10 protein-coding genes, 1 pseudogene and 2 riboswitches are annotated in these 16,265 nt (G+C 60.9%); of the genes and pseudogenes, 1 reads left to right on the forward strand and 10 read right to left on the reverse strand.

What is annotated here, in order from left to right:
• Nucleotides 1-108: 108 nt before the first annotated feature.
• The 10 genes and pseudogenes from ACYVIS_RS00305 to apbC form a co-directional block, all read right to left on the reverse strand.
• Nucleotides 109-297, reverse strand: a pseudogene (locus ACYVIS_RS00305) (arginase family protein); the annotation flags it as partial.
• The gene (gene gcvP, locus ACYVIS_RS00310; protein WP_460872928.1) at nucleotides 282-3,179 is read right to left on the reverse strand and encodes an aminomethyl-transferring glycine dehydrogenase; all 2,898 of its coding nucleotides are present in this window, start codon (nucleotides 3,177-3,179) and stop codon (nucleotides 282-284) included. The pseudogene ACYVIS_RS00305 and the gene gcvP, both read right to left, overlap by 16 nt.
• A gap of 45 nt (nucleotides 3,180-3,224) precedes the next feature.
• A complete protein-coding gene (gcvH, locus tag ACYVIS_RS00315; protein ID WP_232742468.1) occupies nucleotides 3,225-3,605 on the reverse strand; it encodes a glycine cleavage system protein GcvH in 381 nt (126 codons plus the stop codon).
• A gap of 42 nt (nucleotides 3,606-3,647) precedes the next feature.
• A complete protein-coding gene (gene gcvT, locus ACYVIS_RS00320) occupies nucleotides 3,648-4,745 on the reverse strand; it encodes a glycine cleavage system aminomethyltransferase GcvT (protein ID WP_460872929.1) in 1,098 nt (365 codons plus the stop codon).
• Nucleotides 4,746-4,796: 51 nt separating this feature from the next.
• Nucleotides 4,797-4,909, reverse strand: a riboswitch (glycine riboswitch).
• Nucleotides 4,910-4,935: 26 nt separating this feature from the next.
• Nucleotides 4,936-5,024: riboswitch (glycine riboswitch) on the reverse strand.
• Between the two features lie 70 nt (nucleotides 5,025-5,094).
• Complete coding sequence (locus tag ACYVIS_RS00325; RefSeq protein ID WP_460872930.1) at nucleotides 5,095-6,315, reverse strand: BaiN/RdsA family NAD(P)/FAD-dependent oxidoreductase; 1,221 nt, start codon at nucleotides 6,313-6,315, stop codon at nucleotides 5,095-5,097.
• 3 nt (nucleotides 6,316-6,318) lie between these two features.
• A complete protein-coding gene (locus tag ACYVIS_RS00330) occupies nucleotides 6,319-8,580 on the reverse strand; it encodes an arginine/lysine/ornithine decarboxylase (protein WP_232742466.1) in 2,262 nt (753 codons plus the stop codon).
• Nucleotides 8,581-8,589: 9 nt separating this feature from the next.
• The gene (gene dcd / locus ACYVIS_RS00335) at nucleotides 8,590-9,153 is read right to left on the reverse strand and encodes a dCTP deaminase (protein WP_232742465.1); all 564 of its coding nucleotides are present in this window, start codon (nucleotides 9,151-9,153) and stop codon (nucleotides 8,590-8,592) included.
• 74 nt (nucleotides 9,154-9,227) lie between these two features.
• Complete coding sequence (locus ACYVIS_RS00340) at nucleotides 9,228-12,788, reverse strand: translocation/assembly module TamB domain-containing protein (protein ID WP_460872931.1); 3,561 nt, start codon at nucleotides 12,786-12,788, stop codon at nucleotides 9,228-9,230.
• 17 nt (nucleotides 12,789-12,805) lie between these two features.
• Nucleotides 12,806-14,578 carry an autotransporter assembly complex protein TamA gene (locus tag ACYVIS_RS00345; RefSeq protein WP_460872932.1) on the reverse strand — a complete coding sequence of 591 codons (1,773 nt, stop codon included), beginning with the start codon at nucleotides 14,576-14,578 and terminating at the stop codon, nucleotides 12,806-12,808.
• 8 nt (nucleotides 14,579-14,586) lie between these two features.
• On the reverse strand, nucleotides 14,587-15,672 hold the full coding sequence (gene apbC / locus ACYVIS_RS00350) for an iron-sulfur cluster carrier protein ApbC (protein ID WP_460872933.1): 1,086 nt from the start codon (nucleotides 15,670-15,672) through the stop codon (nucleotides 14,587-14,589).
• A gap of 101 nt (nucleotides 15,673-15,773) precedes the next feature.
• Between apbC and ACYVIS_RS00355 the strand changes: the two genes are divergently transcribed.
• Nucleotides 15,774-16,022: a hypothetical protein gene (locus tag ACYVIS_RS00355; protein WP_232742461.1), complete on the forward strand. Its 249-nt coding sequence runs from the start codon at nucleotides 15,774-15,776 to the stop codon at nucleotides 16,020-16,022.
• The last annotated feature ends 243 nt before the right edge of the window (nucleotides 16,023-16,265 follow it).

The following is a 16,265-nucleotide window of genomic DNA, read 5'->3' on the forward strand; positions in this document are numbered from 1 at the left end:
CCTGTAGCGGGACACTCTTTTTACATCATGCTTAGGGGCGGCCGTTGTGGCCGCCCTGCCGTATGGTCATAAATTCGTTTCGGGCACCCACAAAGCGTGCCACTACAGTCAAGCTCGGCGCGGAACTCCTGGCAGTACGCACAACATTTCATAAGCCAGGTTGGCTCCCAGCAGCGCCGTCGTGCCATGGGGATCGTACGGGGGCGCGATCTCGACGAGATCCGCGCCCACTATATCGAGCCCCCAGGCGCCACGAATGATTTCAAGCGCCTGGGGCACCGTCAGGCCAGGGATTTCTCTCCGGCGTCGGTATAAGCCTCGAGCGGCGGGCAGGCGCAAACCAGATTGCGGTCGCCATAGGCATTATCGACGCGCGCCACCGGCGGCCAGTACTTGTTGTCGCGCAAGCTCTGCACGGGATACGACGCCTCTTCGCGCGTGTAATCGTGATGCCACTCCGTCACCAGAAGCATCTGCGCCGTATGCGGAGCATTTTTCAGGACATTGTCTTCGGCATCTTTCGCACCGCTTTCAATCTGTGCGATTTCGGCACGGATGGCAATCATGGCATCGATAAAACGATCCAGCTCGGCCAGGCCTTCAGACTCGGTCGGCTCGACCATCAGCGTTCCGGCCACCGGGAAACTCATGGTCGGGGCATGGAACCCATAATCGATCAAGCGCTTGGCAATGTCTTCCGCCGAGATTCCGCTGCTTTCCTTGATGGGGCGTATGTCGAGTATGCATTCGTGCGCCACGCGGCCATTATGCCCCGCATACAAGACCGGATAATACCCACGCAAGCGCTCGGCGATGTAGTTCGCATTGAGTATGGCGACTTCGGTCGCCTGCAGCAGGCCCTCGGCCCCCATCAGGGTTATGTACAGATAGGGAATGGGCAGGATGCTGGCCGACCCATAAGGCGCCGCCGAAACCGGCCCCACCACGGCCTCTTTCGACAGTTCTCCCTGCTCGTTCAGGATACCCGGCAAGTACGGCGCCAGATGGGCCCGCACCGCCACCGGCCCGACGCCCGGTCCGCCGCCGCCGTGCGGAATGCAAAATGTCTTGTGCAGGTTAAGGTGCGACACATCCGAGCCGAATTTGCCGGGTTGGGCCAGGCCCACCATGGCGTTCATATTGGCGCCGTCAAGATACACCTGGCCGCCGGCCTCGTGCACCAAATCGCAAATCTGCGTCACCGCCACTTCGAACACGCCGTGCGTGGAGGGGTAGGTAATCATGAGCGCCGCCAGGCGATCGCCCACCTGCGCAATCTTCGCTTGCAGATCGGCCACATCGACATTGCCCTGATCGTCGGACGCTACGACCACCACTTCCATGCCGGCCAATTGCGCGGACGCGGGATTGGTGCCGTGGGCCGAAGACGGGATCAGGCAGACATTGCGCTGATGGTGCCCATTGGCCCGATGATAGGCGCGTATGGCCAACAAGCCGGCATACTCGCCCTGCGCGCCCGAATTGGGTTGCAGGCTGACCGAGTCGTAACCGGTAATCTCGCACAGCGCCGCCGACAGGCGACGAATAAGTTCCTGGTAGCCCCTGGTTTGCGCCACCGGCGCATAGGGATGCATATCGCCGAACTCGGGCCAGGTGACGGGAATCATCTCGGCCGTGGCATTGAGCTTCATGGTGCACGAGCCCAGGGGAATCATGGTCCGGTCCAGGGCCAGGTCTTTATCGGCCAGGCTGCGCAGGTAGCGCAGCATATCGGTCTCGGACTGGACTTTGGAGAATACCGGGTGAGACAAGATCGCCGAAGAGCGTTGCAAGGCGGCGGGAATACCATGGCTGGCCGGCAGGGCCTGGCTGGCCCAGTCGGGCTCGTTCCAGGTCTTGCCCAGGGCCTGCGCAAACACCCGCAGCAAATCGGCGATATCCGATACGGTCACGGTCTCGTCCAGCGACACGGCCAACTGAGCCGCGCCGACCTGGCGCAAATTGATGGAGGCCGCTTCCGCGGCGCGCACGATCGCCTGAGTGTGCTCGCCGCTGTCGAGCAGCAAGGTATCGAAGAAACTGTCATTGCGGCTGACCAGCCCCAGCGCCTGCAGCGATTGCCTTAAATAGGCGGTCAGACAGGCCACCCGTTCGGCAATGCGCCTGATGCCGCGCGGGCCATGCCATACGGCATACATGCCGGCCATGACGGCCAGCAGCACCTGCGCCGTGCAGATGTTCGAAGTGGCTTTTTCGCGGCGTATATGCTGTTCGCGCGTTTGCAGCGCCAGGCGCAAGGCCGCTGCGCCCTGGCTATCTTTGGAAACCCCGACCAGGCGGCCGGGCATATTGCGCTTGAACGCATCCTTGCAGGCCATGAAGCCCGCATGCGGGCCGCCAAAACCCAATGGCACGCCAAACCGCTGGGCCGAGCCTATGGCGATATCGGCGCCCCACTCTCCCGGCGGGGCAAGCAAGGCCAGCGCCAGCAAGTCGGTGGCGACCGCAACCACGCCGCCCTTGGCATGCACGGCTTCGGTCAGGCCGCGGTAGTCTGCGACTGCGCCCAGGCTGTGCGGGTACTGCAGCAGTACACCGAAGCACTCGGGCACGCCTTGCGACTCGTCGCCCACGACGACTTCGATGCCCAGGCCGCTGGCCCGCGTGCGCAGGATTTCCAGCGTTTGCGGGTGGCAATGCCGCGAGGCAAAGAACACATTGCTTTTGGCGCGTGAACCGCGGCGCGCCAGAGTCATGGCCTCGGCTGCCGCCGTGCCTTCGTCGAGCAGGGAGGCGTTGGCAATGCCCAGGCCGGTAAGGTCGGCCACCATGGTCTGGTAATTCAGCAATGCTTCGAGGCGCCCCTGGGAAATCTCGGGCTGATAAGGCGTGTAGGCGGTATACCAGGCGGGATTTTCAAGAATATTGCGCAGGATGACGTTGGGCACCTGCGTGCCGTAGTAGCCCTGCCCGATGTAGTTGCGAAACACCTGGTTTTGCCCGGCGATCGCTTTCAATTCGGCCAAGGCATCGGCCTCGCTGCGCGACGCCGGCAAATCCAGTGCCCCGCGCCTCAGGATACTGGCGGGCACGACTTCCTGAATCAGGCTTTCCAGGCTTGCAACCCCGATCGCCGACAGCATTTTTGCCTGATCGGCTTGGGCGGGCCCGATATGGCGAGGCACAAAATCGGTATGGGGGTCTAATTCACGCAGCATATGCACAACCTAAACAGAACGAATGGCTAATAAAAAAATGAAAGCTCAACCCGCGTTGACCACGGCTTCATAACCGGCCGCATCGAGCAGGCCGTCGATGTCGGACGCATTTTTCGGCTTGATCTTGAAAATCCAGGTATCGAAAGCCGCATCGTTGATCAGATTGGGTTCGGAATCGAGGGCCTCGTTGAATGCCACGATCTCGCCATCGACCGGCGCATAGATATCGGACGCCGCCTTGACGGATTCCACCACACCCGCGGTTTCGCCGGCGGCCAGCACTGCGCCGGGATTGACATCGCCCACGAAAACCAGGTCGCCGAGTTGATCCTGGGCGGCATCGGTAATGCCCACAAGGAACACATCGCCCTCGGCTTTAACCCATTCGTGCGACGACGTGTACTTGCGATCGGAAGGAAGACTCATGATAGACCTCGTTAAAAGTAATGAAGTTTTCGAAAAAACAGTTCAGGCCGCAAGGACTTTGCCGTTGCGGACAAAAGGCATGGGCGTGACCTGGGCCGGAACCCATTTGCCACGTATTTCAATTTCGACTTTATCGCCGGCTTGCGCACCGGCTGGAACACGGGCCATGCCCACCGACACGCCCATGGTGGGCGACATGGTGCCGCTGGTGATTTCGCCTTCGCCCTGCGCGGTGCGAACCTTCATGTGAGCGCGCATCACGCCGCGTTCCAGCAGCTTGAGCCCGACCAGAGACCGTGCGGCCGGCACGGCTTCGATGGCGGCCCGGCCAACGAACTGGCGCTGCGGATCTTTGAGCGACACCGTCCAGGACAGCGCGGCTTCCTGGGGATGCACAAAGTCGTCCATATCCTGGCCATACAAGTTCATGCCCGCCTCGAGACGCAAGGTGTCCCGCGCGCCCAGCCCGCATGGCCTGACGCCCTGCCGGGCAAGGTCGCGCCACAGGGCCTCGGCCTGGGTTGCGGGCAAAACAATTTCGAAGCCGTCTTCGCCCGTATAGCCGGTGCGCGCCACTAGGGTAAGTTCATCGATAAAAGTGCCCACGAAAGGGGTCAGCGCTTCAGTGGGAGTCTGCCAGGCAGGCCGTGCCGCCCAGACCTTTTGGCGCGCATTCGGGCCTTGCACCGCAATCATGGCAAGATCGCGTCGCGGATTAAGCGTCACATTGAAATGCCCGGCATGCGCAACGCGTTGCATCCAGGCAACATCCTTGTCGGCCGTGGCGGCATTGACCACAATGCGCCAATTGTCGGCGGCAAAAAAATAGACAATCAGGTCGTCGATAACGCCGCCCTCGAAATTCAGCATGCACGAATACAGGGCTTTGCCGGGCACGCTCAGCTTGGCCACATCGTTGGCCAGCAGGCGCTGCAAAAAGGCTTTGGAATCGGGCCCCTTGACCTCGACATTGAGCATGTGCGACACATCGAACATGCCGGCGTCCTGGCGCACGGCGTGGTGCTCCTCGAGCTGCGACCCGTAGGCCAACGGCATTTCCCAGCCGCCAAAATCGACCATTTTGGCGCCCGACTCGATGTGGACGCTGAATAAAGGGGTACGCTTGAGCGCAGAAGACATGGAGACTCCGAGAAACAGGGAACGACGGATGCCAACAAGCTGATTGGCGAGTGCCGCCCTTCTGTCCTTTTGCCTGAGAGTTGACCCGCACGCAGCGAGTGTTCACCTTCGGCGCCTGCCGCGTCACCCACGAGTGCCGCGCAAGTCTCTCCAGATTGCTGCCCTGCCTGCCTCGGATAGCGACACAGACAATACATGGACGGTACCGGGTACCTGAGCGATTCTGGGCGAATTGCGCCTTCGGCGGCCGAAAAATCGGCTCTCTCCCGCCACATGTAATGACAGCAGCGCAAAGCATAACTCGAAAGGGGATCGAACACCAAGCGAATTCGGCGGACCTGACAGGGGTTTATTTCGCCTGCAGGGCGCGCCCGCAAGCCATGCCGGAAGCCCAGGCCCATTGAAAATTGTAACCACCCAGCCAGCCCGTGACATCGAGCGCTTCGCCGACAATATACAGGCCAGGCACAGCCTTGGCCTGCATGGTTTTTTGATCGAGGCCCCGGGTATCCACGCCTCCACGCATGACCTCGGCCTTTTTATAGCCGGCGGTTCCGGTGGGCGTCAGCGACCAGCGATGAATCTGCCCGGCCAACCGGCGCAGCAGCCGGTCGGGCGCATCGGCCATGCGCAGGCTCGTTACTCCGTGTTCGACCCCGTCGACGTTGGAGAGCCATTGCTCGGCCAGGCGCCTGGGCCACAGGTCCGACAGGACCGAATTGAGCTGCTGCCGGTTGCCCGGCTTGGCCACCAGCAGTTCCCGCTCCAGGTCGCGCCCCGGAGCCAGGTCCAGCGTGATCGGCTCGCCCGGATTCCAGAAGCTCGAAATCTGCAAAATGGCGGGCCCCGACAAACCTCGGTGCGTAAACAGCAGGTCTTCCAGAAATTCAGCACGGCCCTTGCCCTGGCCGCCCGTGACGCCCACTTCGAGCGCGACGCCGCTAAGGGCCCCGAACGCCTTCCAGTGTTCCGGATCGAAGGTCAGCGGAACCAGGGCAGGACGGGGTTCCACCACTTTCAGGCCGAACTGGCGCGCTACCTTCAAGGCGAAATCGGTGGCCCCCAATTGAGGGATCGCCATGCCGCCGCAGGCCAGCACCAGTTGGGCCGCCCGTATTTCACCCAACGAAGTCCGCAAGACAAAATCGGTCTTGTCGTGCTCAAGCTCCGCCACGGAACACGGCATGCGCCAGGTCACGCGGCCCATATCGCATTCACGTTTGAGCAGCTCGATGATCGACTCGCTGGAATCGTCGCAAAAAAGCTGGCCGCGATGTTTTTCGTGCCAGCGTATGCCGTGCTTCTCGACCAGATCGATGAAATCGCGCGGCGTGTAGGCCGCCAGCGCCGACCGGCAAAAATTGGGATTTTGCGACAGAAAATTGGCGGGCGTTGTGCCGATATTCGTGAAATTGCAGCGGCCGCCGCCTGAAATGCGGATTTTCTCGGCCAGCTTGGCGGCGTGCTCGACCAGCACCACCCGCAAGCCGCGCTGGCCGGCCACGGCAGCCGCCATCATGCCGGCGGCCCCGGCCCCGATAACCGCTACATCAAAGCGCCCCGCCGACACGCCTTAGTCTTCTCTGAGACAGTCGACGTAGAAACGCGATTCGCCATCGGGCATTTTTTCTTCAGCCAGGCCGTGTATATCGGTTTCAAAGCTCGGAAACCTGGCATTGAACTCGCGCGCAAACTGCAAGTACTGAACAATGCGGCGATTGAATCGTTCGCCGGGAATCAGCAGGGGAATGCCGGGCGGGTAGGGAGTCAGCAGCACGCCGGTTACCCGCCCTTCCAGATCGTCGATGGATACCCGCTCGACCTCGCGGTGCGCCATCTTGGCATAGGCGTCGGAAGGCTTCATGGCGGGCACCATATCGCTCAGGTACATCTCGGTCGTCAGGCGCGCCACATCGTGCTCGCGATAAGCGATATGGATCATCTGGCATAAATCGCGCAAACCCATTTTTTCGTAATGCCGATGGCCGCGGCAGAAATCCGGCAGAATGCGCCAGAGCGGCTGGTTGCGGTCGTAATCGTCCTTGAATTGCTGCAAGGCGGTCAACAGCGTATTCCAGCGGCCCTTGGTGATACCTATGGTGAAAAGAATAAAGAACGAATACAGGCCGGTTTTTTCCACCACCACGCCGTGTTCGGTCAGGTATTTGGACACCAGGGCGGCGGGGATGCCGGTTTCGGCAAACGTACCCGACATGTCCAGCCCCGGATTGACGATCGTGGCCTTGATGGGATCGAGCATATTGAAGCCTTCGGCCAGATCGCCGAAGCCATGCCATTCTTCGCCCGACTCGAGCATCCACTCGTCGCGATTGCCGATACCGTCGCCCACGAGCCGGTTGGGGCCCCACACCTTGAACCACCAGTCGTTCTTGCCGAACTCCGATTCGACCTTGCGCATGGCGCGGCGAAAGTCCAGGGCTTCGCGTATGCTTTCCTCGACCAGCGCCGTGCCCCCGGGCGGCTCCATCATGGCCGCGGCCACATCGCACGAAGCGATGATCGCGTACTGCGGCGAGGTGGAGGTATGCATCAGGTACGCTTCATTGAAAATGTTGCGGTCGAGCTTGCGCGTTTCGGATTCCTGCACAATGATTTGCGAGGCCTGGGAAATACCCGCCAGCAGCTTGTGCGTGGAGTGCGTGGCATACACCATGGCATCTTTGCTGCGCGGGCGATTCAAGCCAATGGCGTGCATGTCCTGGTAAAACTCGTGGAATGCCGCATGCGGCAGCCATGCTTCGTCGAAGTGCAGCGTATCGATTTCGGAACCGAGCTTTTCCTTGATCATTTCGACGTTGTAGATTACCCCGTCGTAGGTACTTTGAGTCAGTGTCAGGATGCGCGGCCGCTTGTCCTTGGCTTCGCGGGCAAACGGGTTGGCCTCGATTTTCTTGCGGATGTTTTCGGGCTCGAACTCATCGAGCGGTATGGGCCCGATAATTCCCAGGTGATTGCGGGTGGGGCGCAGAAATACCGGAATGGCCCCCGTCATGGTAATGGCGTGCAGGATGGACTTGTGGCAATTGCGATCGACCACCACCACGTCGCCCGAGGCCACATTGGCGTGCCATACCACCTTGTTCGAGGTCGACGTGCCATTGGTCACGAAAAAACAATGGTCGGCATGGAATATGCGCGCCGCGTTGAGCTCGGACTCGGCAATCGGGCCGGTGTGGTCCAGCAGCTGCCCCAATTCATCGACGGCATTGCAGACGTCGGCCCGCAACATGTTCTCGCCGAAGAATTGGTGGAACATCTGCCCCACCGGGCTTTTCAGGAAGGCAACGCCGCCCGAATGCCCCGGACAGTGCCAGGAATAGGAGCCGTCGGACGCATACTTGACCAGCTCGCGGAAAAACGGCGGGGCCAGGCCATCGAGGTAGGAACGCGCCTCGCGAATAATGTGCCGCGCCACGAACTCGGGCGTATCCTCGAACATATGAATGAAGCCATGCAGCTCGCGCAGGATATCGTTCGGGATATGCTGCGAAGTGCGCGTCTCGCCATACAGGTAAATGGGGATATCTTCGTTGCGGAATCGCAGCTCGCCTATGAATAGGCGCAGATTCTTGATCGCGTTGGCCACGTCTTCGGGCGAATCGACGTCGAACTCCTCATCGTCTATCGACAAGATAAAGGCGCTGGCGCGGCTTTGCTGCTGGGCGAACGAGCTCAGGTCGCCGTAGCTCGTGACCCCCAGCACTTCCACGCCCTCGGCTTCGATGGCGGAGGCCAAGGCGCGGATGCCGAAACCCGAGGCATTCTCGGAGCGATAGTCTTCATCGATGATGACGATGGGAAAACGAAATTTCATGGGGAACTCCTAGGTGCGAGGCAAGGTGACGCCTTGCTGCCCCTGATATTTGCCACCGCGATCGCGATACGAGGTTTCGCAGACTTCGTCGCTTTCGAAAAACAGCATTTGCGCGCAGCCTTCGCCGGCATAGATCTTGGCGGGCAGCGGCGTAGTGTTGGAGAACTCGAGCGTGACATGGCCCTCCCACTCGGGTTCGAGCGGGGTGACGTTGACGATGATGCCGCAGCGCGCATAGGTGCTCTTGCCCAGGCAGATGGTCAGGATGCTGCGCGGAATGCGGAAGTACTCGACCGTGCGCGCCAGGGCGAACGAGTTCGGAGGAATGATGCAGACATCGCCTTCGAAATCGACGAACGACTTTTCATCGAAGGCCTTGGGGTCGACGATAGTCGAATTGATGTTCGTGAAAATCTTGAACTCACGGGCGCAGCGCACGTCGTAGCCATAGCTGCTGGTCCCGTAGCTGACTATCTTGCCGCCATTGGCCGTGCGCACCTGGCCCGGCTCGAACGGCTCTATCATGCCGCCCCCGGCAACGCGCTTGATCCAGCGATCACTTTTAATGCTCATATCCATCACCTAGTTGCGTGGGCGCCTATTTTATCCCTTAGCCAGGGAAGATGTACGGCGGCGGCAAGAAACCGCTAATCTTTGAAGAAAGTACGGTAAACCAAGGCTATTCCGCTTACCGTACCGACGCTCAGTTCGGCGGTCAAGCCCTTGGCCAGCAAGTAGCTGAGCCGCCCCACCGTACCCGTCTGGGACAGGGCCTGCTCGACGCTCACGGTAATGCCCTTGGAAAGAATCTTGCTGGCGCGCACGAATTGCTGCTCGAGCGTGCTGTTGTTGCTGCTGCTGTTGCTGATGTCATTGACCACCGTCTGGACCGGCAACAGGCTGCCCGTGCTGGCCAGCTCGCCCGACTGTATGCTGACTTCGTCGAGGCCCAGCTTGCGATAGAAAGGCGCGCCGCCGCCGATCAGCGATGTGCCCACCGAAAGCAGCAGCGCGGCGTCGCCTCCGCCTTCATCCGGCGCGCGGCCCAGCAACAGCCACGAAAGCTTTTCCACATCGCTGACATTCGGATAGGACACCAGGTCGATGCGCGGGCGCTTGCCCGTGCCCGCCACACGCACGCCGGCTTCAACGGCCACGCCGGTGCGCAAGGCTTCGATGTTCAGAACCGGGTTGGCGATATCGCCCTGGAAAGTAATCGTCCCGCGCCTGAGCTGCAAATGCTGGCCATAGGCCGAAATGGCGCCGCCGCGCGTTCTCAGGGCACCCTCGCCCGTCAGCTTGCCGTCGGCCATGATGATCCGCATGCTGCCGATCAGGCCCGAGTCCAGGCCGAAACCGGTGATGTAAAACCGCGGCCCCAGGTCCACTTTCAGGTCCATGGAAATAGCCATGGGCGTACTGGGGGCCACCTCGACGCCGGGGCGCAGGACCACGACATCGCTGTCGAGCGTCGGCACGCTGCTGAGCATGTCCAGGTCGAACCAGCCCGCGTCCGCCTTGATATCGCCCACGATGGAAATCTTCGGAATCTGCGCATCGATCTTCAGCTTGCCGCTGATCATGGCGTAACGATCAGAACGCTGCAGAATGGGGTAGCGATACAGATCGATGTTGACCACCCCCGTCGAATGCAGAAGGTCCCAGTCGCCGCTCAGGGTCAGGTGGCCGTTCTTGGCATCCGGGCTGGTGTGCACCCACTCATTGGTGCGCCATTCCTTGGGATCGACCCTCAGGCGGGCTGGAAAGCTCAGCTTGTCGAGTATCAGGCGTTCGTTGGCCAAATGCGCCTCGAGCGTACCCTCAAAAAGGCGAACCCCATCGTCGAGGCGCACGAACTTGATGTTTTTCCCGTTGATGACGCCTGTCGTTGCCCATGACCCATTGGCCGCGCGCTTGGCCTGCACGTCGGCATGCAGCGAACCGCCCAGGTCGGTGTTGTCGCCGATAAACCTGCTGAGCCAGGCAATATCGGCAATATCCGCACGCACAGCCAGGTTCAGGGGTTCTTTGGAATCATAATTCAACTGCCCCTGCGGCGTGGTTCTTAGAAGCGTGCTGCCGCTCGCGGTAATCTGGCCCCGCCTGGCCGTATTCATTTTCAAATCGACATTCAGGCGGCTGGCGGCGGCGCCCGCCTTGCCGGCCTTCAAGTCCAGGATCAGGTCCTGGAGCCCGAGCGCGTATGGCGGATCGCCCGGAACCACCAGATCTCCGGAAATGCGCTTGATCGTGGCCTGCCCCCCCAGCGTCCCCGCAAACTTGAAATGCCAGTCGGCGGCCAGCACCAGGTCCTTGATCTGGCCGGCACGCTTTGACTTGACATTGACGCCGCCCCGATCGGCCTTCGCCTTGTCTGTCATGTTGAAGGTCTGGCGCAATTCCTGGATCAACTGGGGAGAAAGGGTCAACTGGCCGATACCCCCCTGAGTTTCCCAGATTCCGGCGCGGCCGCGCGACCCTTTGTGCTGCATCACAAAACCCGCTTTGGACGGCAGGCGAAAATCCAGCGACGCGGCCCCGACCTGCCATTCCCACTCAGGCGCCACCGCCCCGGGGCTCATGGAAACGGCAATAGGCCCCTGGATACCTACGCTGGCCCCCGACTGGGCGAGCTGGAACTGGGTAATCTTGCCCTGCCAGCTGTCAAGGCCAGTCTTGGAAGGCCCCCACGCGCCTGTCGTGGCCATATGGAGCTGCACCTGCCTGCCCGCCGCCCCACCCCCACGCTTGGCGGACTGACCAGCCGGTTTCCCCTGACCGGGAGGAGAATACACAATCTTCAGATCGGTGGAGTGTTTGGCCCACCAGCCGTTTATTTCGCCCTGGAGGGAGAGCCCGCCAACCGCATCCGGCCAGAAGGCAGCCAGCTCGGGGGCCTGTACGTCCAGCTTCATATGGCCATCGACACGCCCAAGCGAACCGTCCGCCCGCATGCGATTCTTGCCCAAGCGTACATCCATGGCCAGTTCCTGGATCTGCAGGAACTTCCATTCCTCCGCGTTCACGGCCGAGGTGGCTGACGCATCGGGTGGCGGCGCCGTGTTGACGATTTTGGTCTTGATGGTCCCCGACAAGGGCTGCTTATTCCAGCGCGATCCCGGACCAAATGCCACGTCCAGGCTGGCGGCCAGCAAATCGCTGCGGTTGCGCAGCTGCGCATCGAACTTGATGGTCGAAGTCAGCAGCGAGGAGGGAATCGTCGGGCCGGCAAGCAGCCCCACATTCAGTTTCTGGGTGCTGACCGTGCCTTGCACATGGTCCTGGACGGCGTTGCCCACGGTTTCCTGCTGCCAGCCAAGCTTGGCATGCAAAGAGGATCCATCCATCAGGCTCAGATTCACGACCGCATCGCGCAGGGGAAATGCGGCACGCGGCGCAAGATTCACATCGCCATCGAGCTGCAGGCCCTGGCCATTGGCCGCCAGCACGACTTTCAAGGCATCGAGCGAGCCTTCCGCCTTGGCCGTCAAATCGACCACGCAGGCCTCGATCGACGCATTCTCCTTGTCGCCTTCGGGCAAGGTAGGCACGAAATGGCGCGCGCATAAAAGCGAATCGGGCGGCAGGTCGCGCGCATGTATGACCAGGCTCGCCTGAACCGGCCAGGGATCTTTCAGCTTCAGCAGCTTCACCTCGCCGTCCGCGTCCACTTTCATGGAATCGCGACCCAGCCCGATATGATGCAGCGACAATTGCGCCCCAAGCTCCGACAGCGACAAGGACGCCACCACATCCCTTACAGTAAGGGGCAGCGCCTTGCCGTCCTGGCGGATGGCCAATTCGCCCAGCGCGAACCGGTCCAGCTCCACTCCCACGGGCAGGCCGGGCATCTTGAATGGCTCGTTCGGGGACTTCGGAGGCGAGCTGATCAAATCCAGATCCAGCTTGTCGGCCGACAGCATGCGTATGTGCAAGCTGTGATCCAGAAAGTCCCCCCAGTTGACCTGGACTTGCAGGTTTTCCGCCGCCATGTTCATGCCGGGCACCTTGATCTGCAAGGTGCTTATCTGCACACCGTTCCAGATGGAGCCCTGAATTCCTTCCGCCTTGCCATCCAGTTGTTCGGCCGCGGTCAGGAACACCCAGCGCGTGCCGGCCTGCGTGCCGACACACCAGTACACAAAGCCGCAGGCCACGGCGAGCAACAGAACGGCCGTCGGACCCAGTCCGACGAAAATACGCCGCATCCATCGCGCCAGACTGTTCAAAACGCAATACCCAGGGAAAAGTGCAAACGCAATTTATGATCGCGCTGGCCATAAGCCACATCTATATTGAAAGGGCCCGCCGGCGTACGCACCAGCGCCCCCACCCCATAGCCGACCGCCCATTTCATGGCGCTGAACGACTCGGCGGCATCTCCGGCATCGACGAACACGCCCATACCGAAACGCTCGTTGAAATAATGCATGTACTCGATGCTGGCCACCGCCAGGGCCGGCGCTCCAACTACCGCGGCGCCCTGCTGCAAGCCTATGCTCTGATAGCGATAGCCGCGTATGCTGCGCGCGCCGCCCGTGCGGTATCCAAAATCTTCAGGCAGCCGCGAGGTCTTGGACCACACCTTGCCTACCTCGCCGCGCAGGGTCAGGACGTCGCGCCGGCCTACCGGCCACCATTTCTGGGCTCGCAGGCCGGCACGATAAAAGGGCTCACCCTTATCCAGAGTGACTCCCGAACCCAGGCCCACATCGATCAGGTTGCCCTCGCGCGGATCGTATTTGTCGTCGACATCGCGGCGCAGCCAATCCCAGGTGCCCACCAGGGTGGGGACTTCGTACCCGGTGGCCCCGGCAATCTTGACTTTGTCGTAGGCGGCGGCCAGATACCACTGCGTTTCGAATTGCACCCGGCTGTTGCCGGCGGCATTGCGCGTCTGCGTGCGCTTCCATCCCAGGCCGGTGCGCGTCGTATCCAGCCCCTCGATGTTGGAGTGGCTGAAAAGCGCGCCCACGCTGTCGTTGTAGCCACTGGCGGTCGGCGCGAAATGCACGTCGTAGAACGCCCGCTGGCGATTCTTGTCGACCCCCGCGCCGGTTTCTATCCAGATCGGCTCGCCGAACACCACATTCTGGCGATACAAGACCTCCGCGCGAACACCATTGTCGCTATCCACGCCCAGCGACGTGGAAAAACGCCGCGCCGGCGCTTCGGTCAACTTGACCTGCACCGGCAACTCGACATCGCCATTGGGCAAGACGGTGCGATGCTGGGGATCATTATCCAGCGTTACGAATGCCCCGCGGAAAAACGTGGTCGACTGCAAAGCCTGCTGCCATTCATCGAGCTGCGTCTGGTCGTAGGGCTCGCCGGGCTGGTAATCCACATAACGGTCCACGAGCTTCTGGGGGACTCTCTTGAGCCCGGTGACCGTCATTTTCCCCAACCTCACCCGCGGGCCGCTGTCCACGGCCATGCGCAAATCGGCCTTCGCGGCATCGGCATCGATAGCGGCCCGCGAACTGACCAGGCGGGCCAGGTAGAAATCCTTGGTGCCGACGTTGTCGATCAGGTCGGCCTTGGCCTTGCCCCAGCGCTCATTGACAAAAGGCATGCCTTCCTTGAGCAGCCATTGGTCCCGAATGGACTTGAGGCGGCCGGCGAATTCCGGTGCCGCGATGCCGCCCGTAAAAGATAGTTCGACCGTCTTGACCGTCGTGCGTTCGTTAGGCTCTATAGTGATGTTCCAGGTCTGGCCGCCCACGTCTTCGCCGACATCGAGCGTGACTTTGGACGAAAAATACCCCTGGGTTTCCAGTGCCGAAATCGTGGCCTGGCGGGCGCGGCGCTGCAGGCGCGACATTTCGCTGGCGTCCTGGTCTTCGGCAAGGCGGGTAATGACGCCCACGGCGCTGGTGATCGACTGCAGGGCCGCAGGCCCGACGCCGCCGGGATCGATCACGACTTCGGGCTGGGCGGCGTACGCGCAATCGCCCAAACCTACAATGATCAGAAAACCAGCAACCGTCGCACGCATCAAGACAATTAATGCTGGACTACGACGGGCGGCATCTTGCCCGCCATATCGCGCGGCAATTCGGCCACGACCGTCGTGATTTCGTGCGCAATGGCATGGTACAGGGCCGCGACTTCGCCGTCGGGGTCGGCAATGACCGTAGGGCGCCCCGAATCGGTTTGCACGCGGATATCCATGACCAGGGGCAAGGCGCCCAACCACGGCAGATTGAATTCCGCCGCCATGTTCCTGCCGCCGTTTTCACCAAAAATGGCTTCGGCGTGGCCACAATTGGAGCAGATATGCATGGACATGTTCTCCACCACCCCCAGCACGGGAACATCGACTTTCTGGAACATGCGCAGCGCCTTGCGGGCGTCGGCCAAGGCCAGATCCTGCGGCGTCGTCACGATAATCGCTCCGGTCAGCGGCACTTTCTGCGCCATCGTCAGGGCGATGTCGCCCGTTCCCGGCGGCATGTCGACGATCAGATAATCCAGATTGTCCCAGTTTGTCTGGCGCAGCAACTGCTCCAGCGCCTGGGTGACCATGGGGCCGCGCCATATGGCGGGGGCATCGGCGTCGATCAGGAAACCTATGGAATTGGCCTGCAGGCCATGCCCCACCATGGGCTCCATCGTTTTGCCATCCAGGCTTTTGGGGCGCCCCGACAGGCCCAGCATCATGGGTACGCTGGGGCCGTAGATGTCGGCATCCAACAAGCCGACACGCGCGCCCTGGCGCAAAAGCGCCAGCGCCAGATTGACGGCCGTGGTGCTCTTGCCGACACCGCCCTTGCCCGAAGCCACCGCAATGATATTGCGCACATTGGGCAAGGGCTTGAGGCCGCGCTGCACGGCGTGCGTTGCCACCATCGCCGTGGTGACCCGCAGATCGCTCAAATTCAGCCCGTGCGGCTGCAAAGCCGTTTCAATTCGTTTCCTAAGCTCGGTTTGCCGATTGTGCAAAGGCTGGCCTAGGGCTAAAGTAAGGTGTAATTCAGTTCCGTTTAACTGTATGTCGCTGTTCTTGGTCGTAATACTCAATTTGTTCCCGGTATTAGGGTCAATCACCTCTGCCAGTACAGTACGTATTTGTTCAGAGTTCAAATTCATATCAATCGAAGCCTTGTCTAGGGGATTACACTTGCTGCATCAGCCTAAAGAATAGCGGATTGGCGGAATTATTTTCTGCACGAATGGTCTACACATATACGATGAATACATTTAATCAAATACTTCGCATGGCGTTTTTTCTGGTGCTGGCTATTTTCGGCACGGTGATGGCGTTTATTTTCATGGTTTCCACGGCAATTGCAATTGCCGTTCTATACGTCGTGGCCCGTATAAAGGGTCGCCCGTTCGGCGTGCGAGCCTACTGGGATCAGCGCCATAAAACCGAGCCCAGGAAAAACACCTTTAAAAACAAAGACGTGGTCGACGTCGAAATGCGCGAAATTCCCTAAGGCGCACAGACGCAGCACGCGTTTGCGCCCGACTGCAACCAGTCGTGACCATTCGTGAGCGCACCAAACTTGGCGAACCCCGACGATTCGCGCGCATCGCCAACAGGCAGACTCGAAGAAGCACCCCACGCCGGATTGCCATAAGCCGGACTGTATATCACCATAACTGCGCCCCCCCTTCACGCTACCCAGCCCGGCTCGTACCATCTGTGCTGGTTATGACATCAAGCCACAAGGGGCGCA

The organism is Paralcaligenes ginsengisoli (assembly GCF_054781135.1).